The 18,595-nt window shown below is 74.8% G+C and carries 18 protein-coding genes and 1 pseudogene; 6 read left to right on the top strand and 13 right to left on the bottom strand.

Annotated elements, in window-relative coordinates:
* Nucleotides 1–1,484 (bottom strand): annotated as a pseudogene (locus LQ51_RS02600) (hypothetical protein); the annotation flags it as partial.
* A gap of 148 nt (nt 1,485–1,632) precedes the next feature.
* Here LQ51_RS02600 and LQ51_RS02595 point away from each other — a divergent pair.
* Together LQ51_RS02595 and LQ51_RS02590 are read left to right on the top strand one after the other, a co-directional pair.
* A complete protein-coding gene (locus LQ51_RS02595; RefSeq protein WP_046563003.1) occupies nt 1,633–2,271 on the top strand; it encodes a TetR/AcrR family transcriptional regulator in 639 nt (212 codons plus the stop codon).
* A gap of 65 nt (nt 2,272–2,336) precedes the next feature.
* On the top strand, nt 2,337–2,564 hold the full coding sequence (locus LQ51_RS02590) for a DUF3107 domain-containing protein (RefSeq protein WP_046563002.1): 228 nt from the start codon (nt 2,337–2,339) through the stop codon (nt 2,562–2,564).
* A gap of 96 nt (nt 2,565–2,660) precedes the next feature.
* Here the strand turns inward: LQ51_RS02590 and LQ51_RS02585 are convergent, their stop codons facing one another.
* Nucleotides 2,661–3,305 (bottom strand): ferritin-like fold-containing protein, encoded by a 645-nt coding sequence (locus LQ51_RS02585; RefSeq protein ID WP_046563001.1) that lies wholly within the window; start codon nt 3,303–3,305, stop codon nt 2,661–2,663.
* A 283-nt stretch (nt 3,306–3,588) separates the two neighbouring features.
* Here LQ51_RS02585 and LQ51_RS02580 point away from each other — a divergent pair, with 283 nt between their 5' ends.
* From LQ51_RS02580 to LQ51_RS02570, 3 genes are all read left to right on the top strand, one after another.
* Nucleotides 3,589–5,232, top strand: a complete 1,644-nt coding sequence (locus LQ51_RS02580; RefSeq protein ID WP_046563000.1) for a DEAD/DEAH box helicase — start codon at nt 3,589–3,591, stop codon at nt 5,230–5,232.
* Nucleotides 5,233–5,627: 395 nt separating this feature from the next.
* Entirely contained in the window at nt 5,628–6,779 is a 1,152-nt protein-coding gene (locus LQ51_RS02575; protein ID WP_046562999.1) for a class I SAM-dependent methyltransferase, read from the top strand.
* A gap of 287 nt (nt 6,780–7,066) precedes the next feature.
* Nucleotides 7,067–7,483 carry a helix-turn-helix domain-containing protein gene (locus LQ51_RS02570; protein ID WP_046562998.1) on the top strand — a complete coding sequence of 139 codons (417 nt, stop codon included), beginning with the start codon at nt 7,067–7,069 and terminating at the stop codon, nt 7,481–7,483.
* 4 nt (nt 7,484–7,487) lie between these two features.
* On the opposite strand, the gene LQ51_RS02565 is transcribed toward LQ51_RS02570, so the two are convergent.
* The 11 genes from LQ51_RS02565 to LQ51_RS02515 all read right to left on the bottom strand — a co-directional run bounded on the left by LQ51_RS02565 (nt 7,488) and on the right by LQ51_RS02515 (nt 17,743).
* Nucleotides 7,488–8,468, bottom strand: a complete 981-nt coding sequence (locus LQ51_RS02565; protein ID WP_231605236.1) for a hypothetical protein — start codon at nt 8,466–8,468, stop codon at nt 7,488–7,490.
* A 100-nt stretch (nt 8,469–8,568) separates the two neighbouring features.
* Nucleotides 8,569–8,799: a heavy-metal-associated domain-containing protein gene (locus LQ51_RS02560; protein WP_046562997.1), complete on the bottom strand. Its 231-nt coding sequence runs from the start codon at nt 8,797–8,799 to the stop codon at nt 8,569–8,571.
* Nucleotides 8,800–8,939: 140 nt separating this feature from the next.
* Nucleotides 8,940–11,063 (bottom strand): RecQ family ATP-dependent DNA helicase, encoded by a 2,124-nt coding sequence (locus LQ51_RS02555; protein ID WP_046562996.1) that lies wholly within the window; start codon nt 11,061–11,063, stop codon nt 8,940–8,942.
* 206 nt (nt 11,064–11,269) lie between these two features.
* Nucleotides 11,270–12,022: an SDR family NAD(P)-dependent oxidoreductase gene (locus LQ51_RS02550; protein WP_046563007.1), complete on the bottom strand. Its 753-nt coding sequence runs from the start codon at nt 12,020–12,022 to the stop codon at nt 11,270–11,272.
* Nucleotides 12,023–12,254: 232 nt separating this feature from the next.
* Nucleotides 12,255–13,361, bottom strand: a complete 1,107-nt coding sequence (locus LQ51_RS02545) for a branched-chain amino acid ABC transporter permease (RefSeq protein WP_046562995.1) — start codon at nt 13,359–13,361, stop codon at nt 12,255–12,257.
* Nucleotides 13,358–14,248, bottom strand: coding sequence for a branched-chain amino acid ABC transporter permease (locus LQ51_RS02540; protein WP_046562994.1), 891 nt, complete (start codon nt 14,246–14,248; stop codon nt 13,358–13,360). Before LQ51_RS02540 ends, LQ51_RS02545 begins: the two co-directional genes overlap by 4 nt.
* A complete protein-coding gene (locus LQ51_RS02535) occupies nt 14,245–15,030 on the bottom strand; it encodes an ABC transporter ATP-binding protein (protein WP_046562993.1) in 786 nt (261 codons plus the stop codon). The genes LQ51_RS02540 and LQ51_RS02535 overlap by 4 nt, the downstream gene beginning before the upstream one ends.
* A complete protein-coding gene (locus LQ51_RS02530; RefSeq protein WP_046562992.1) occupies nt 15,027–15,770 on the bottom strand; it encodes an ABC transporter ATP-binding protein in 744 nt (247 codons plus the stop codon). Before LQ51_RS02530 ends, LQ51_RS02535 begins: the two co-directional genes overlap by 4 nt.
* Before the next feature lie 3 nt (nt 15,771–15,773).
* The gene (locus tag LQ51_RS02525) at nt 15,774–16,970 is read right to left on the bottom strand and encodes a substrate-binding domain-containing protein (protein WP_046562991.1); all 1,197 of its coding nucleotides are present in this window, start codon (nt 16,968–16,970) and stop codon (nt 15,774–15,776) included.
* A 147-nt stretch (nt 16,971–17,117) separates the two neighbouring features.
* Nucleotides 17,118–17,444 carry a hypothetical protein gene (locus LQ51_RS02520; protein WP_369799814.1) on the bottom strand — a complete coding sequence of 109 codons (327 nt, stop codon included), beginning with the start codon at nt 17,442–17,444 and terminating at the stop codon, nt 17,118–17,120.
* Nucleotides 17,441–17,743, bottom strand: coding sequence for a DivIVA domain-containing protein (locus LQ51_RS02515; protein ID WP_046563005.1), 303 nt, complete (start codon nt 17,741–17,743; stop codon nt 17,441–17,443). Before LQ51_RS02515 ends, LQ51_RS02520 begins: the two co-directional genes overlap by 4 nt.
* Nucleotides 17,744–18,053: 310 nt before the next feature.
* On the opposite strand from LQ51_RS02515, the gene LQ51_RS02510 reads away from it, so the two are divergent.
* Nucleotides 18,054–18,284 (top strand): GntR family transcriptional regulator, encoded by a 231-nt coding sequence (locus LQ51_RS02510; protein WP_046562990.1) that lies wholly within the window; start codon nt 18,054–18,056, stop codon nt 18,282–18,284.
* Nucleotides 18,285–18,595 lie beyond the last annotated feature (311 nt).

Genomic DNA, 18,595 nt, shown 5'->3' with positions numbered 1-18,595 from the left:
CGCGGCTCGTACCCGCCGGGCTGCCCGGCCCCCCACGGCTCGTACCCGCCGGGCCGCTCCGCGCGCCGCGGCTCGTACCCGCCGGGCTGCTCGGCCCCGGGCAGCTCGTATCCCCCGGGCCGCTCGGCCCCGGCAGGCGGATAGCCAGCGGACCGCTCGGCCGCGGGCAGGTCGTACCCGCCCGAGCGCTCGGCCCCGGCAGCCGGATAGCCAGCGGACCGCTCGGCGCCGGGCGGCTGGTACCCGCCGGGCCGCTCGGCTCCGGGCGGCGCGTACCCCGGGGGCTGCTCGGCGCGGGTCGGCTCGGACGGCTGGGTCGGCCCCGGCGCCCACTCGTCGCGCGCGCGGCGGGCGGCCGGACTGTCCTCCCGGCCCGTTGCCGCGTCGGCTTCTTGGCCACCCGGCTGCTGCTCCTCGCCGGCGGCGCGGAGCGCGGCCCGGCCGGGCTCGTCGCCGGCCCGGTGGCCGCTGGCCGGGTCCGGCCGGCCCCACGGCGGCGCCCAGGCCCCGCTCCTGCTCGGCTGGTTCCAGCTCGGCGCGGCCCAGTCCGGTGCACCGGCCGGGTGGGCCGGCTGCTCGGCGGCCGGGCCGGTGCGCTGCTCGTCGGCGGTGCCGCGCGGCGGGCCGACCGGGCTCGGGTCGTGCCCGGCCGGGGCGGCGCGGTCGGCCCAGCCCGGCTGGGCGGGCAGCGGGCGGTCGCCCCAACCCTGGGCGGCCGGGGACACCGGGCCGGGATGCTCCGGGTCGGCCGGCGGCGCGGAGGACGGTCGACCGGACCGGTCCGGCTCGGCCGGGGGCGCGGAGGACGGCCGCGCCGCCCACCCGGCGGAGAGCGACGGCGGCTCGGTCGGGGGCCGGTCGGCCCAGCCTCGGGAGAGCGACGGTGGTTGCTCGGCGGACCGGTCGACGGCCGGGGCGTGGAAGCCGGGCGGGACCTCGAATCCGCTGGCGGCCGCGCCGACCGGCGGCACCTGGAGGGCCGGCGGCGCGGACGAGGGGACGCCGCCCTCCGCCCAGCGCCCGGCCGGCGACTCGTCGGAGGCGTGCCGGGCCGGGCCGGAGTCCGCGTCGGCGGCCGGCTGCTCCACCCCGGGCGCCGGCCGCTGGGCCGGTACGACCGGCCGGTCGGTTTCCCGGTGCGGCGGGTCGGCGGGTGGGGCACTCACCGGTGCCTGGCGGGTCACGGGCGATTCCTCCCCGGCGTGCGGCACGCCGTTGACGTGTCGGCCGTTGACCCGGGCCGACGGCTCCTCGACGGGCAGGGCCGGCAACGGGGCCGGAAGGTCGCCGAAGCGGGGTGAGGAGGCGGCCCAGCCGGTGGCGGGCTCGGACCGGGGCGAGCCGCCGGGCGCGTCCGCGCCCCGGGCCCAACCGGTCGCCGGGGGCGCCCACCCGCTGCCGGTGCGGGCCAGGTCGTCCTGCCGACCCGTCCCGTCGCCGTGCTCTCCCGGGGTGGGGGCTCCGGGTTGCCCTGATTCACTCACCGTGCGCTCCTTGGTCGCCCCCGCTGAGGCTACCGTGTGGTGACAGTGGCGATAAGTTACAGCGGCGGGCCAATTCCGGGACGGGTTCCCCAACCTCGACCGGTTCGGGTGATAAGTGCCGGCTCGTACTAGGAACTCGGAGGATCCCATGACCGCTGTGGGGAACGGTGCGCAGACCACCGGCCGGCCCACCCGGCTGCCCCGCTCGGCTCGCCGCAAGCAGTTGCTCGCGGCGGCGCAGGAGGTGTTCGTCGCGCAGGGCTACCACGCCGCGGCGATGGACGACATCGCCGAGCGGGCGGGAGTCTCCAAGCCCGTGCTGTACCAGCACTTCCCGGGCAAGATGGAGCTCTACCTGGCGCTGCTGGACACGCACTGCGACGCCATCGTGGCCAAGGTGCACGACGCGATGCGCGGCACCAACGACAACAAGGAGCGGGTCGGTGCCGCAGTGCGCGCCTACTTCGACTTCGTCGACCACGAGAGCGAGGCGTTCCGGCTGGTCTTCGAATCGGACCTGCGCAACGACCCGGCCGTCCGGCAGCGGGTGGAGCGGGTCGAGCAGGGCTGCATCGCCGCGATCACCGACACCATCATCTCGGACACCGGCGTGAGCCGGGCGCACGCCGAACTGCTCGCCTCGGGTCTGGTGGGGGCGGCGGAGACGGCCGCGCAGTTCTGGCTGGCCGGCGGCCGGCAGGTGCCGAAGGCCGAGGCGGAGGCGCTGGTCGCGGCCCTGTCGTGGCGGGGTATCGCCAGCTTCCCGCTGCAAGGTGAGTCAGCCTGAACATCGGGCCGCCAGATCGGATAGCCTTCCCACGGCGGCACTTTCGCCCCAGTTGAGGAGGCACAGTGGAGGTCAAGATCGGCGTGCAGTACGCGCCGCGGGAGCTGGTCCTGGAGAGCGCGCAGTCGCCGGCCGAGATCGAGCAGATCGTGACCGACGCCGTCGCCAAGGGTGAGGGCACCCTCTCCCTGACCGACGAGAAGGGCCGTCGGGTCATCGTGCCGGTCGGCAAGGTCGCCTACGTCGAGATCGCGGAGTCCTCGCCCCGCGCGGTCGGGTTCACCGTCCGCTGAATTCCCCGCCAGGTGGCCGTGGCGGGGTGACCCGCCACGGCGCCGCGGCCGAGCGCCAGGAGCCCGCGCACCGGCCGGGTGCGGCGCCACCGGGCCTCAGTTGTTCAGCCCCGCGGCGGTCATCCGCGCGGTGTGCGCGTCGGTGATCCGCCGGAACAGCCCGGGCACGTCCACGCCCTCCCGGCGGGCGATCAACGCGGTGAGCGCGCCCCGGTCGGCGGCGGCCACCCGCCCGGCCTGCGACAACGCCTCGCCGAGCAGGCGCCGGGCCCACATCGAGAGCCGGTTGGCCACCCGGGGGTCGGCGGCGACGCCGGCCCGGATCTCGGCGGCGGCGAACTCGGCGTACCGGGTGTCGTGCAGGACGTCGAGGACGAGCCGCCGGTCCGGCCCGTCCAGCCCGTCGGCGATCTCCCGCAGGAAGTCGTCGGTGATCGCGTCCCCCACGTACGCCTTGGTCACCGCCTCCAGCCAGTCCCGCGGCTCGGTCGAGTCGTGGTACGCCTCCAGCGCCTCGGCGTACGGGGCCACGGCGTCCTCGGGCGTGCCGCCGAGCGCGCCGATCCGGTCGGTGAGCCACCGGTAGTGGGCAATCCCGGCGGCGGCCATTTCGCTGAGCGCGGCCCGTCGACGCAGGTCGGGGGCGAGCCGGGCGTCGGCGGCGAGCCGGTCGAAGGCGAGCAGTTCGCCGTACGCCACGAGGCCGAGCAGGTCGACCACGGCGGGGTCGGGGGCGGGCACGAGGGCAGGCTACCGTCCGGATGATCTGTGGTCCAGGTCACAACTGTTGGCCCCGGACGCCGGCCGCCCACTCGGAATGAGGACTGCCCAGGGCTGGTTCAGGTAGGATGAGACAGTTGCCGTGGGCACCGATCCGACCAGCTGAGCTGGTTACCGCCGGTCCCCGGCGCGCGTGCGGCCCGGTCCGGCTCGGCGTACCGCCCCCAACCGTGTGGCCCGCGCCATACCGAACGCGCCCTGAGGACATGAGGGGCGCACCACGAGAGGGCACCCCCACATCCAGATGAGTGAGCAGATTCAGGGCCAGCCGCTGGCCCCCACCGCTCCGGTCCGTCCGGAGGCTCCCACATTCGCCGCGCTCGGCGCCCGCCAGGAGACCGTCGAGGCCCTGGCCGCCGCCGGCATCACCCGCGCCTTCGCCATCCAGGAGTACGCGCTGCCGATCGCGCTGCGCGGCGTCGACCTGATCGGCCAGGCGCCGACCGGCACCGGCAAGACCCTCGGCTTCGGCATCCCGCTCCTGGAGCGGGTCTTCGCCCCGGCCGAGGGCAGCGACGGCGTGCCCCAGGCACTGGTCGTCGTCCCCACCCGCGAGCTGGGCCTCCAGGTCGCCAAGGACCTCGACGCCGCGGGCCGCACCCGGGGCGTCCGGGTGCTGCCGATCTACGGCGGCGTGGCGTATGAGCCGCAGGTAGAGGCGCTGCGCAAGGGCGTCGAGATCCTGGTCGGCACCCCGGGCCGGCTGCTGGACCTGCAGAAGCAGAAGCACCTGCGGCTGGACAGGGTACGCGCGCTGGTGCTCGACGAGGCCGACCGGATGCTCGACCTGGGCTTCCTCGACGACGTCGAGAAGATCCTGGCGATGCTCCCGGAGGACCGCCAGACCATGCTCTTCTCGGCCACCATGCCGGACCCGATCGTGGCCCTGTCCCGGCGCTTCCTGCGCCGGCCGGTGACGATCCACGCCGGGCACACCGCCGAGACCGGCCCGTCGCCGCAGACCAAGCAGCTCGCCTACCGCACCCACTCGATGAACAAGGTCGAGATCGTGGCGCGGATCCTCCAGGCGGAGGGGCGGGGCCTGACCATGATCTTCACCCGGACCAAGCGGGCCGCCGACCGGGTCGCCGAGGACCTCGACTTCCGCGGCTTCGCGGTCGCCGCCGTCCACGGCGACCTGGGCCAGGGCGCCCGGGAGCGGGCGCTGCGGGCGTTCCGGGCCGGCAAGATCGACACGCTGGTCGCCACCGACGTGGCCGCCCGGGGCATCGACGTCACCGGCGTCACCCACGTCATCAACTACGACTGCCCGGAGGACCAGGACACCTACACCCACCGGATCGGCCGCACCGGCCGCGCCGGGGCGACGGGTGTCGCGGTGACCTTCGTCGACTGGGACGACGTGCCCCGCTGGCGGATCATCGACAAGACCCTCGGTCTCGAGATGCCCGACCCGCCGGAGACGTACCACACCTCCCCGCACCTCTACACCGACCTGGACATCTCGCGCGAGATCAGCGGCACCCTGCCGACCGCCGAGCGGACCCGGGCCGGGCTCGCCGCGGAGGTCGAGGAGGACCTCGGCGGCCGGCCGCGGCGCGGTGAACGCGACCGTGGCGGGCGGCGCGGCGACAGCCGGGGCCGGGAGCCGCGCCGGGGCCGTGGTGGCGATGCCCCCGCGACGCCGGCCGAGGCCACCGGTGGCGAGACCGCCGAGGGCGAGCGCACCCCGCGCCGGCGGCGCCGCCGCCGCGCGGGCGAGACGGTCGCCGGCGAGCCGACCGCGGTGATCTCCAACGAGGGCGGCGCCGAGCCGGCCGCGTCGGCCGTCGAGGGCGAGTCGGCGCCGAAGCCGCGTCGCCGCCGGCGCCGTCGTGGTGGCGGCGGATCGAGCAGCGGTACGCCGGCCGAGGCGACCGCCGACTGACCAGCGACACGTGACGGCCCTCGGACCCCCGGTCCGAGGGCCGTCGTCCGTCCTGATCCACCCCGGCCGAGGACGATCCCGCCCCGCCGCCCGGGCCCGATCCCGAGGGGCCCGGCGCCCGCCGACCGGGTCACGGCCGGGCCCGGTGCCCGCCCGACCCGGTCACGGCCGGGCCCGGTGCCCGCCCGACCCGGTCACGGCCGGGCCCGATGCCCGCCCGACCCGGTCACGGCCGGGCCCAATGCCCGCCCGACCCGGTCCCGGCCGGAGCCCGGTGCCCGGTTGCGGAATCTTGGGCCTTCGGTGCCGGCGGATCGGCCGGTTCTCCGCAACCGGGGTCGATCATGTGAGCTGCCGCGCCCGTCAGGGAGCGCGACGACGAGGAAGATGGAGCGATGCCGGAACCGTTGGACGCCGCCCTCACCGAGGTGCGGGCGCTGCTGCTCGACCCCGCCCTGACCCGCGCGGTCGCCGCCGGCCGGCGACGCGGGCAGCGTCCCACCGTGGTCCGGGCCGAACTGCGGCCGGTCACCCTCAAGGCCGGCCCCCGGCTCCAGATCTCCACCTCCGACGGTGCCCGCCCGTACACCCGGAACGTGGCGCCGGGCGCGGAGGCCGACGCGGCGGTCGACGCGCTGCTCGCCGAACCGTTCGGCAACTGGCACGTGGAGACGGCCGACGGCACGCTCCAACTGCGGGTCACCAAGTCCGGGGACGCGCAGGTGCACCGCGCGGCAGCCAGCCGGCCGGCGCCGGAACCCGGCGGCCACGACCGGGCCAAGGACTGGCTGCTCGACCCGGGCGACCCGCTCTTCGCCGAGATCGGCGGCTCGGCGGCCAAGCGCCGCCAGGTGGACGCCTTCCTGCGCGCGCTCGCCGCCACCCTGCCGGACGACCTGACCGGGCCGCTCCGGGTGGTCGACCTGGGCTGCGGGAACGCGTACCTGACCTTCGCCGCGTACCGGTTCCTGACCGGGCGCGGGCTGGACGTCGACCTGGTCGGGGTGGACGTCCGCGAGGACCAGCGCCGGCGCAACAGCGAGCTGGCCGGGCGGCTGGGCTGGGCCGAGCGGGTGCGCTTCGTGGCCGGCACCATCGCCGACGCGGTGGTCGAGCCCGCCCCGGATCTGGTGCTGGCGCTGCACGCCTGCGACACCGCCACCGACGAGGCGCTGGCCCGCGCCGTACGGTGGGGCGCCCGGTGGGTGCTCGCCGCCCCCTGCTGCCACCACGATCTCGCGGCGCAGTTGCGGTCCCGGCCCGCACCCGAGCCGTACGACCTGCTCACCCGGCAGGGCATCCTGCGGGAGCGGTTCGCGGACGTGCTGACCGACGCGTTGCGGGCCGGCCTGCTGCGGCTGCACGGCTACCGGGCCGAGGTGGTGGAGTTCGTCGATTCCCGGCACACCCCGCGCAACCTGCTGATCCGGGCCCGGTTGACCGGGAGCGCGCCGACCGACGCGCAGCGCGCCGAGTACCGGGAGCTGGTCGGCCAGTGGGGGGTCACGCCCCGGTTGGCGACCCTGCTCGCCGACCCGGCGGTCTGACCGCGTCCGGGCCGGCCCGCGCCGGTTGACGCTCGGCGTCCCGACCGCTGGCCCGCCACGGTCGCGTCCCGGCCCGCCGGCCCGCGACGATCGCGCCCCGCGTCCCGACCCGCCGGTGGCGGGCCGGCCCGGCTCGGCCCACCGCAGGCGTCCGGTACGGACGGAGCGGAAAGTCGAGTCCCGGCCACGGGACCTTCCGACCGATCAGTCAGTTGTTTCCGGGCCCCGCCGTACTACCCTCGATGCGCAGAGTCGAGTGCGCCCGCGGAAGGGGAAGACCCGAAAGGATGGGGTCGGCAGAGGTTTCACCGCAGATGGCCTTCGCGCGGTTTGTCCGGCGCGCGATCGACGACGCCCGCGAGGAGCGCGGCTGGACGGTCACCGACCTGGCCACGCACACCGGCGTGGGGCGCTCCACGGTGTTCCGCTGGCTGGCCGGTGACTGGCAGGACTACCCCGAGCTGGCCAAGGTGCGCGGCTTCTGCGCCGCGCTGGACCTCCCGGTGGCGGCGGCGTTCCGGGCCCTGGGCCTGCCGGACGCCGGTCACGTCCCCCGCCGCCGGGGCGACGACGCACCGGTGGAGGCGGACGTGCGGGTGATCCTGGAACGGCTCGCCGACCCGACGGTGCCCGCGGAGGAGAAGCACCACATCCGGGACCTGCTCCGCTATCTGGCCCGCCGCCCGGTGCGCCGGGCCGGCTGAGCCCTCAGTCGACGGCCAGGGTGAACGCCGCGGTCCGCACCACGCCGGCCACCTGGAAGTCGAGGAACATCCGGTAGCGACCCGGCCCCGGCGCGGTCATCCAGAACGTCACGCTGCCCGTCTCGGCCTGCGGCCCGGGGTGCACGTGCAGGTAGCCGAGGTCGCCCTCGCGCACCGCGACCAGGTGGCCGTACGAGCCGAGGTAGGGCTCCAGCGCGGCGGGCCCGGTCGCGCCGCGCACGGTGAACCGCACCGGCAGGGTCTCCCCCGCCCGGGGTGTGCCGTCGTACCCGACGGTGAACCCGTCGACCGCGGCCGAGGTGGCCGGGGCGGGCAGCGGCCGGGGCGCGTACGGGCCGGAGGCGGCCAGGTCGGCGCCGAGCGTGGCGGCGGTCTGCCGGCCGTCGTCGGCGACCACGGTGAAGTCGGCGTACATTCGCCACACCCCGGCCTCGGGCAGGGTCAGCGGCACCGACCAGGTGCCGTCCGCGGCCATCGTCGGATGCAGGTGCTGGAAGCCGGTGAGGTCGCGGCGCACCACGATCAGGTGCATCGGCTTCTCGTGCACGATCGCGAACCGGGTGGCCGGCCGCCGCCGCTCGTCCCGGATCTGGAAGCGCAGCTCCCCGGCCCGGCCGGGGACGAACTCCACGGTCGACGGGGTCAGCGTGTAGCCGCCCGAGCTGACCGAGAGGCCACCGGCGTCCGCGCCGCCGGCCTGCGTGACGTCGGCCCCGTCGTGGGAGTGCGCGCCGGTGCCCGGTGCGTGGGTGTGTGCCGCACCCGCCGGGGTGCTGCCCGCAGGGGCGGCGCCGGGCGCGGCGGCCGGCGGCGGGTTCAGCCGGCCGAGGCCGAAGCCGAGCAGCACCGCGAGCACCAGCCCGCCCACCACCAGCGCGAGCCTCAGCGTGCCCCGGTCCACCCCGGCCAGCCCGTCCGGAGCGGACGCGACGTCCCGACCGGCGACCGCATCCCGACCAGCCACCGCATCCCGACCGGCCGACGTCGACCCGTCGGGACCGGCCGCCTCGGGATCGGCGGGCAACGCCGGGCCGACCGGGGTCCCGGCTGCGGTGGGCGACGGCTCAGGCAATGCCGCCGGCCAGGTCGTAACCCGCCTCGTCGACGGCGGCCCGGACGGACTCGACGGGCAGCGGTTGGCCGCTGGTGACCGTGGCGGTGCCGGCGGCCAGGTCGATCCGCACCTCCTCCACCCCGGGCAGGGCGGAGAGTTCCGCGGTGACCGCCCGTACGCAGTGCTCGCAGGTCATTCCGGTGACGGCGTACGTCTGGACGACGGGTCGCTGCTCGGTCATGGGACCCACGGTACCGGCCCTCGCCGTGCCGGCTCGCGGACGGTCCGTGACGGTGGCGGCGCTCGCAATCCGGCCGGCCCGGGAACTTCCGCCGCCCGTCCGGCGACGGATCATCCGGCGACAGACCGGCCGGTGACCGGTCAGCCGGCGACGGCGAGCGCCAGCGGCAGCACCTCCGGAGCGCCGGCCCGGCGCAGCAGCCGGGCCACCAGGGCCATCGTCCAGCCGGAGTCGACCAGGTCGTCGACGAGCAGCACCGGCCCGCCCAGCCCGGCCAGGGCGTCGGCCAGCGCGGCGGGCACGGCGAAGGCGTCGTGCAGGGCGCGTACCCGCTGGGCGCTGTTGCCGCGCGGCCCGCCGGCCGGCGACGGGCCGGTCGGGACCACCTGGCCGAGCAGCGGCAGCCGGCCCACCGCGGCGATCCGCTCGGCGAGCGAGCCCACCAGCGCCGGCCGGGCCCGCGACCCGACGGCGACCACCCCGGCCGGGCGGCGCGGCCAGGGGTCGTCGCCGTGCGCCCACGCCTTCAGCATCTCGACCACCGCCGCGGCCACGTCGTCCGGTACCGGGCCGTCCGGGGCGTCCGGCCCGACCAGGCCGCGCAGCCGCCCACCCCAACCCAGGTCGGAGAGCCGCCCCACGGCCCGCCCGGGCAGCGCCTGCTCCGCCGGGGGGATGCGTCCCTTCAGGGGTACGCCGACCGCGTCGAGTCCGGTCGGCCAGAGCTTCTTGGGCGGGACCACCACCCCGGGCCGGCCGAGGAAGGTCTGCGCGGCGGTCAGCGCGGTGTCGGACACCTCGGTGGTGAACAGCGGGCCGGCGCAGGTGTCACACCGCCCGCAGTCCGTCGCGCCGGCGTCGTCCAGGCACTCCCGTAGGTAGCGCATCCGGCAGCCGGTGGTGGTCGCGTACTCCCGCATGGCCTGCTGCTCGGCGGTGCGCGCCGCGGCGACGCGGCGCAACCGGGCCTGGTCGTAGACCCACCGCTCGCCGGTGGCTACCCAGCCGCCGCGCACCCGGCGGACCGCGCCGTCGACGTCGAGCACCTTGAGCATCAGCTCGAGCCGGGCCCGGCGCAGGTCGACGATCGGTTCGAGGGCCTGGGTGGAGATCGGCCGGTCCGGGTGCAGCGCGGCCAGCACGGCGCGGACCTGGTCCTCGGGCGGGAAGGCGAGCGAGGCGAAGTACCGCCAGATGGCCGCGTCCTCGGTGCCGGGCAGGAGCAGCACCTCGGCGTGCTCGACCGCCCGGCCGGCCCGGCCGACCTGCTGGTAGTAGGCGATCGGCGACGGCGGGGCGCCGAGGTGCACCACGAAGCCGAGGTCGGGCTTGTCGAAACCCATGCCGAGGGCGCTGGTGGCGACCAGCGCCTTGATCTTGTTGTCGAGCAGGTCCTGCTCGGCCGCCCGCCGGTCCGCGTCCTCGGCCTGCCCGGTGTAGGCGGCGACCGACCAGCCCCGGGCGCGCAGAAACTCGGCCGTCTCGCCGGCCGCCGCCACGGTCAGCGTGTAGATGATCCCGGAGCCGGGAAGCCCGTCCAGGTGGTCGGCGAGCCAGGCCAGCCGGTGCGCCGGGCTGGGCAGGTCGAGCACGGCCAGCCGCAGCGACTCCCGGTCCAGGGTGCCGCGCAGCACGAGCGCGTCACCGAGCTGCTCGGCGACGTCCTGGGTGACCCGGGCGTTGGCGGTGGCGGTGGTGGCCAGCACGGGCGTCCGCTCGGGCAGATTGCCGAGGAAGGTGCGCAGCCGCCGGTAGTCCGGCCGGAAGTCGTGCCCCCAGTCGGAGACGCAGTGCGCCTCGTCGACCACCAGCAGGCCGGTGGTGGCGGCCAGCTTCGGCAGCACGCCGTCCCGGAAATCGGGGTTGTTGAGGCGTTCCGGGCTGATCAGCAGCACGTCCACCGCGCCGGCGTGGATCTCGGCGGTGATCTCGTCCCACTCGTCGAGGTTGGCCGAGTTGATGGTCCGGGCCCGGATGCCGGCCCGGGCCGCCGACTCGACCTGGTTGCGCATCAGCGCCAGCAGCGGCGAGACGATCACCGTGGGGCCGGCTGGCTCGGTCTGGTCGCGCAACAGGGCGGTGGCGACGAAGTAGACCGCCGACTTGCCCCACCCGGTGCGCTGCACGCAGAGCACCCGGCGGCGGTCCACCACGAGCGCCTCGATGGCCCGCCACTGGTCCTCGCGGAGCCGGGCGTGCTCACCGGCCAGCCGCCGCAGCACCGCCTCGGCCCGCTCCCGTACGACCGCCCGATCCTGGCTCATCCGGCATTTCTACCAGCGCCCACCGCGACCACGACCCACCGCACCCGCCGACTTTAGTTGATCAAGGAGTTTGCGCCAGGATCCTGGCCGATCCGGACGCAAAGTCCTTGATCACCCATCGGTGCGAGGTGGGGGGGGCGGGGTGCGGGGGCGGGGCGGGGGGCGGGGGCGGGGGCGGGGGCGGGGGGTTCCGTTGGGGTGGGGGGTTAGCGGCCGAGGACGGAGCCGCCGTTCACCCCGAGGACCTGACCGGTGACGTAGCCGGCGGCGGGGCTGACCAGGTAGCGGACCGCGGCGGCGATGTCGTCCGGTACGCCGGCGCGGCCGACCAGGGTGGCGGCGACCCGCTTGGCGTGCCCGTCGGCGGTCATCCGGTCGCCGAAGAACTCGGTCTCGGCCACGTAGCCGGGGCTGACCACGTTGACCGTGATCTGGTCCGGGCCGAGCTGCGCGGCCAGGTCGTACGCCCAGCCGTGCAGCGCCGCCTTCGCCGCCGAGTACGGGCCGGCCCCGCCCCGCTGGGCGGCGATGGAACTGATCAGCAGCACCCGCCCGCCGGGGCGGCGCAGGGCGGGCAGCAGCGCCTCGGTGAGCAGCACGGCGGTGAGCACGTTGGCGTCCAGGTTGGCCCGCCACCAGGTGGCCACGTCGGCGAGGGTGTCCGTCGGCCCGCCCAGGTAGCCGCCGGCGTTGTTGACCACGGCGTCGACGGTCCGTTCCCCGACCGCCTCCACGACGGCGGCGAGCTGCGCCGGGTCGGTCAGGTCGGCGGTCACCGCGCTGACCGCCTCCGGCCGCCCACACTCCGCCCCGATCCGCTCGGCGGTGCTCAGCAGCACCTCCGCCCGCCGCCCCACGATCAGCACGTCGTACCCGTCGGCAACGAGCCCTCGCGCGACGGCGGCCCCGATCCCGGTCCCACCCCCACTGACCACCGCAAACCGGCCCTGCTCCCCCACCACACGCCTCCAGAAGCCCTCGGCCGGCACCCACCGGCACCCAGCCCATCTTGATCAAGGAGTTTGCGTCATCCTAACCGCGTAAGCCTGACGCAAACTCCTTGATCAAGAGGGCGGGTGACCCCCGGGGGCGGGTGACCCCCGGGGGCGGGTGACCCCCGGGGGCGGGTGACCCCCGGGGGCGGGGGACCCCCGGGGGCGGGGGACCCCCGGGGTGCACGGGGGGTGGGGGTTAGGGGCGGCGGAGGGAGTGGAGCAGGGGGTGGAGGCGGGTGCGGAGGCTGGCCAGGCCGCCGGGGAAGAAGTAGACGGCCAGGATGAACACCGTGCCGAGGACGAAGAGGGGCTGGGACAGCGGGTGGCTGAGGAACGCGGGCAGGCTGTTGACCGCGTCGCTGCTGCCGAAGGCGGTGAGGCGGTGGTCCAGGTACATGTAGAGGACGCCGCCGAGCACCGGGCCCCAGCGGGTGCCGGGCCCGCCCAGCACCACCATGACCAGCAGCGACAGGGTCAGCTCGGAGGAGGTGATGTGCGGGCTGGCGCCGCCGACGATCAGGCAGTAGACCACCCCGCCCGCCGCGGCCAGGCCGCCGGAGAGGGTGAAGGCGACCAGCTTGAACCGGTACGGGTCCAGCCCGAGCACCCCGATCCGCCGCTCGTCGTCGCGCAGCCCGGCGAGCACCCGCCCGGTCGGCGAGCCGCTCACCCGGTGCACCACGAAGACCACCAGGGCCAGGTACGCCAGCGCCAGCCAGTACAGGTTCACCGTGTTGGTGACCCCCACGAGGGCCGCCGGCAGGCCGGAGACGTCCAGCGGCAGCCCTTCCTCGCCGCCGGTCAGCCCACCGAAGTCCCGGGCCACCAGGATGGCCCCGACCTGGGCGAAGGCGAGCGTCACCATGGCGAACGCGATGCCGACGGTACGCAGCGCCACCGCACCGAGCAGCGCCGCGAGGATGGTGCCCCCGGTGACGGTGAGCAGCCCCGCCTGCCACAGCGGCAGCCCGGCCCGGGTGACCAGGATGTCGGTGCCGTACACGCCGGCGGCGAAGTAGAGGGCGTGCCCGAAGGAGAGCATGCCGGTGCGGCCGAAGAGCAGGTCGTAGCCGGCCGCCAGGCCGCCGACGACCAGGCAGATGGCGAGCAGTTGCAGGGTGCCCGGGGAGTTCAGCGGCCCCTCGAAGATGCCCGGCAGGTTGACCGTCGAGTACGGCAGGATCGCCGCCACCAGCAGGGCGACCAGCGGCAGGTAGGGGCGCAGCCCGGCCCACCGGGCGGGCCGGGGCGTGAGTTCGTCGGGCACCCGCGCCGGGGGCGCGTCGACCATCGAGTTGGTCATGCGTGAGCCACCTTTCCGGCCAGGCCCTGCGGACGCAGCAGCAGCACCACGGCGAGCAGACCGACCACGCAGACGTCGCCGAGCCCGGAGGTGCCGTAGTAGTTGACGAACTGTTGCAGCAGCCCGACCGCGACCGCCGCGTACGCGGAGCCGACCACCGAGCCCATCCCGCCGATCACCACCACGATGAACGCGAAGATCAGCAGTGAGCCGCCCTGCCCGGGCGAGACCGTGCCGAAGTAGACGCCGCCCAGCGCGCCGGCCAGCGCGGCGGCCGCCCCGCCGATGGCGAAGACCAGGGTGAACGCCTTGCGCACGTCGATGCCGAGCGCGGTGACCATCTCCCGGTTCTCCACGCCGGCCCGGATGATCAGGCCGTACCGGGTGAACTGGAGGAAGGCGAGCAGCCCGGCGAGCACCAGCACGGCGGCGACGATCAGCAGCAGGCCGGCGTTCGGCACGTTGGCGCCGAACACCGAGGTGACGTTCCGGGTCCAGCCGGGCCGCGGGAAGGTACGCGGGTCCGCGCCCCAGGTGGCCTGGAGCAGCGCCACCCCGGCCAGCGACAGGCCGACGGTGACCAGCACCTGCTCGATGGTGCGGGAGTAGAGCGGCCGGATCAGCACCAGTTCCACCAGCACCGCGACGAGCGCCCCGGCGAGCACGCCGAAGGCGACCGCCACCACGAAACCGAAGCCGTCCGAGCCGGCGCCGGGCAGGTTGCCCGCCGCCCACCAGGTCGCGTACGCGCCGACGCCCAGGAACAGGCCGTGGGCGAAGTTGAGCACGTCGGCGAGACCGAAGACCAGGGACAGGCCGGAGGCGACCAGGAAGTAGAGCGCCGCCAGGCCGAGCCCGGTCAGGGCCAGCAGGATCACCGTGTTCACGCGGTGCCACCCTTCGTTCGCGCCGGTCCGGCGGGCGGACCCGGCTCGCTCCGGGCGCTCACCGGGGCCTCGGAGCCGACGCCGAGCAGGGACTTGGTCAGCGCGGTCTCCAGCAGCAGTTCCTGGGCGTCTCCGGTCCAGGCCACCTGGCCGGCGGAGAGCACCACGGCGTCGCGCGCCAGCCGGCGCACCACGGCGAGGTTCTGCTCGACCAGCAGCACCGGCACGGACTCGGCCACCCGTTCCAGCACCTCGGCCACCTCGGTCACCACCTTCGGCGCCAACCCCTTGGTCGGCTCGTCGACCAGCAGCAGCCGGTTGTCGTTGAGCAGCACCCGGCCGATGGCGAGCATCTGCTGCTGCCCGCCGGAGAGCGAGCCGGCCCGTTGCCGCCCGCGCCGGTCCAGCTCAGGGAAGAGCGCGAAGACCTTGTCGTACGCCGGGGTGGTGCCCCGCCGTTCGGCGAGCCGCAGGTTCTCCGCGACGGTGAGTCCGGCGAAGACGCAGCGGTCCTCCGGCACGTAGCCGAGGCCGCCGCGGACCAGCCGGTGGGTGGGGCGGGCCAGCAGGTCCTGGGCGCCCATCCGGACGGTGCCCCGCACCTCCCCGTTGCGCGGCGTGAGGCCGACGATCGCGCGCAGCGTGGTGGTCTTGCCGACGCCGTTGCGGCCGAGCAGCACGGTCACCCCGTTGGGCGCGACGGCGAACGACACGCCCTGCAGGATGTGCAGGCCGGCGATCCGCACCGACAGGTTCTGCACCGACAGGATCGGTTCGGTCATAGCGATTCCCCCAGGTACGCCTCCTGCACGGTGGCGTTGGCCATCACCGTGTCCGGGGTGTCGCAGGCCAGCAGCGCGCCGTGGTGCATCACGGCGATCCGGTCGGCGAGTTCCAGGATCACGTCCATGTGGTGCTCCACCATGAGCACCGAGCGGCCGCTCTCCCCGGTCAGCGACCTGATCACGCTGACCAGTTCGGGCACGTCCTCGGCGCTGACCCCGGCCATCGGCTCGTCGAGCAGCATGACCCGGGGTTCCCCGGCGAGCAGCAGCGCGATCTCCAGCTTCCGCTTCTCGCCGTGGGCGAGGGTGCCGGCCAGCGCCGTACCCCGGTGGTGCAGGCCGACCCGGTCGAGCGCCGCGTCGGCGGCGGCGGCCACCTCCCGGTCGGCCGCCGCCCGCCGCCACAGCTTCATCGAGCCACCCCGGTGCGCCTGTACGGCGAGCCGGACGTTCTCCCGGACCGTCAACGATCCGAAGACCGAGGACGCCTGGAAGGTGCGCCCGAGCCCGAGGCGGGCCCGCCGGTGCGAGGGCAGGTCGGTGATGTCCTCCCCGTCCAGCAGGATCCGCCCGTCGGTGGGCCGGCGCAGGCCGGTGATCAGGTTGAACAGCGAGGTCTTGCCGGCGCCGTTGGGCCCGATCACGCCGAGGAACTCCCCGGGCGCGAGGTCGAGGTAGACGGAGTCGACGATGGCGACCTCACCGATCCGCCAGGTCAGACCGCGGGTGGCGAGCACGGGTCAGCCCTTCATCTGGGCGGCCGGCGGCGCGGCCTCGTCGCCGGTCAGGGTCTTCTGCGCGGTGGCCGTGTAGCTGGTGCCGCTGCCGCTGAGCTTGGCCTGGTACATCGGCTGGAGCAGGGCGTGGTCCGCGGCCCGGATGCTCATCTGGCCCTTGACGCCCTCGAACTGCCAGCCCTCCAGCGCCTTGATCATCTTCTCCACGTCGTCGCCGCCCTCCTGCACGGCGCGCACCACCATCTGGGCGGCGGCGAAGCCGTCCGGGTGGAACAGGTCGAGCGTGCCGACCTTGGCCTTCAGCGCCTTGCTGGCCTCGGTGTCGCTGGCCCCGTCGAAGTAGTGCGACAGGAAGGAGATCTTGCTGCCGGCCGCGCCGAAGGTGGGCCAGGAGGCCCGGATGTCGAGGCCGGTGACCACCGTGGTGGAGGCGAGCACGCCCTGCTGGTCGAGGGTCTGCCACATGGCCGGGGCGGTGGTGCCGGCCCAGGCCACGAAGAGCAGGTCGGGCTTGGCGGCCTTGATCTGGCTGGCGAACGGGGTGAACTCGGTGGCGCTGGCCGGCGCCCGGACGCTGCTGACGGTCGCGCCGGCGCCGCCGATGACGGCCTTGACGGCGGCCTCGTTGGCGTCGCCGAAGGCGCCGTCCTGGGCGAAGACCACGACCTTCTTGCCTGTCGCGTCGCCGATGAAGGACTTCGCGGTGAGCACGTCCTGGTACGACTGCCGGCCCGACCGGAACGTGTACTTGTTCGCCCCGGTCACCGCGTCGGTGGCGGCCGGGCCGGAGATGAACAGCACCTTGTTCTGCGCGGCGATCGGGGCGACCTGGAGGGCCACGCCCGAGGAGGTGGAACCGGCGATGATCTTCGTACCCTTGCCGATCAGGTCCTTCGCCGCGGAGACCGCCTTCGCCGGGTCGCCGGCGTCGTCGACCTCGGTCACCTCGACCTTGCGGTCGCCGACCTTGCCGGTGCCCTTGGTAGCGAAGTCGAGGCCGGCCCGGAAGCCGTCGATGTACTGCTTGCCGTAGCTGGCCAGCGGGCCGGACTGGGAGTAGACCAGGCCGACCTTGACCGGTGCGGCGTCACCGCCGCCGGAGGCGGTGTCCTGCGGGCTGCCACAGGCGGTGGCGGCGAGGGTGGCCGCCATCATGGTGGCGGCGGAAAGGAACACCCGTCGCGTGTGCCGGATCGTCATTGCGACTCCAGGTGGGGACAGGGGGATTGTCATGTGACGGCTCACGCTAGAAGTGACGTCACCCACGGGCTATGTGGCCGAAACACACAAGTAACCAGGGTGGGGTGGCCCGACGTTACAGCAGCCCCCGGCCGGTGGATACCTCCCTCACGTCCGGTGGCCGCCGCACCCATCGACCGGACGGCCGTTGTGTCGCGGCGAGCCATCGAAGGAACCGGACCGGCCTGCGCCGCGCGGACCGCACCCGCCGTCGTGGTCGGCCGGCAGCGCGCACCGTCGCCCGCCGCCGAGCAACCGGTCGCACCAGACCCAGTGGCGTACGCACTGCGCGTCCTCGGCCGACACGGTCGTGCCGAGCCGGTCCACGTCGGCGAGGAAGCCGAGCGCACGGCCCATCACCCGGGCCAGGCGGCGGGCCCCGTCCAGGTCAGCCGCGAGCACCGGCAGGTGGACGACGAACCGCTCCCGGCTCACCGGTACGCCCCCGGCGCGAACCGGGACTGCCAGCTCTTGAGCGCTCGCTTGATGCGCGTGTTCTCCTCCGCGTACCGGGCCGCGTCGCGCCGGGCCAGGGCCAGGTCACCGGCGACCCGGTACTGAAAGGCGTGCACCTCCACCGGATCGAGCCCGTGCCGGACGGTACGGAAGCGCCGCTCACGGATCTGCCCGACGCTCAGCGGCCGACACGCCTCCGAGCGGTACCAGCCCTCGTTCGGCGGCCGCCCTTTTCCCCTTCGCCGGGACGGCTGGAACAGGTTGAGCACGTTACGCACGGCCACTCCCAGGTTGGACGTCTGGAAGGCGGCCCGCCCCGCGTGCCGGGCGCATCGGGGATGCCAGGCGCACCGGGGATGCCGGACGGCCGCCGGCCCCGTGGCCGCAGCCCTCCTCGGCGTGCGACCCCGGAGCCCAACAGGGGTCCGACCCCGAGGTTTGCCGAACCAACCGGAGCCGGACACGGCGAACCTACACCAGTATCTGGTCAGGGTCGAGTCTCCATTCTCGACATGCCGACAACTTGTTGCAGATACTTGTGCAGGTAGGGCAGGATCGGGATCGCCGAACCAACCGGAGTCCTCCACCATGCCCACAGCCGAAGCCCCGTACCGCCGGATCGCCAATGACATCGCCGCGAAGATCAAGAGCGGTGAGTTGAAGCCGGGCGACAAGTTGCCGTCAAGCCGTGAGCTGGCCGAGGAATACGGCGTTCACATGAACACCGCATACCGGGCAATGTCGCTGCTGCACGACCGCGAGCTGATCACCGGCCAGCCGGGCCGTGGCACCTACGTCGCTGAGCGGCCGGGGCAGTAGCCCCCGTCCCCGTCCCCGTTCAGAGTCCCCGGCACCTGTCGAGGCCCCGCTCCCTTTTTGGGCGCCTACTGACTTGATGTCGTAGACGAGTCACGACAGTCCCGGCTGTCGGTCGCTGGTCCGCTGGTCCGTCAGAGTGGGGCTGCTGCCGTGGTGGGCCTGTCGAGCTGAGATCAGGAACGACTCACACGAAGGCCCTGTCCCGCCGGCGGCGCGGGGTGTACGGGCGGATGGGCCGGAGCGTGAGTCGTTGGCGACATCAGGTCGACAGCGGGCCGAGGCCCCAGGCGGGGGGTGTCCCTATGGGTTTC

It is taken from the genome of Micromonospora sp. HK10 (assembly GCF_000982955.1).
Lineage (GTDB): Bacteria > Actinomycetota > Actinomycetes > Mycobacteriales > Micromonosporaceae > Micromonospora.
Note: the sequence above shows the minus strand (reverse complement) of the source record. Positions and strands in the feature narration are given on the sequence as shown.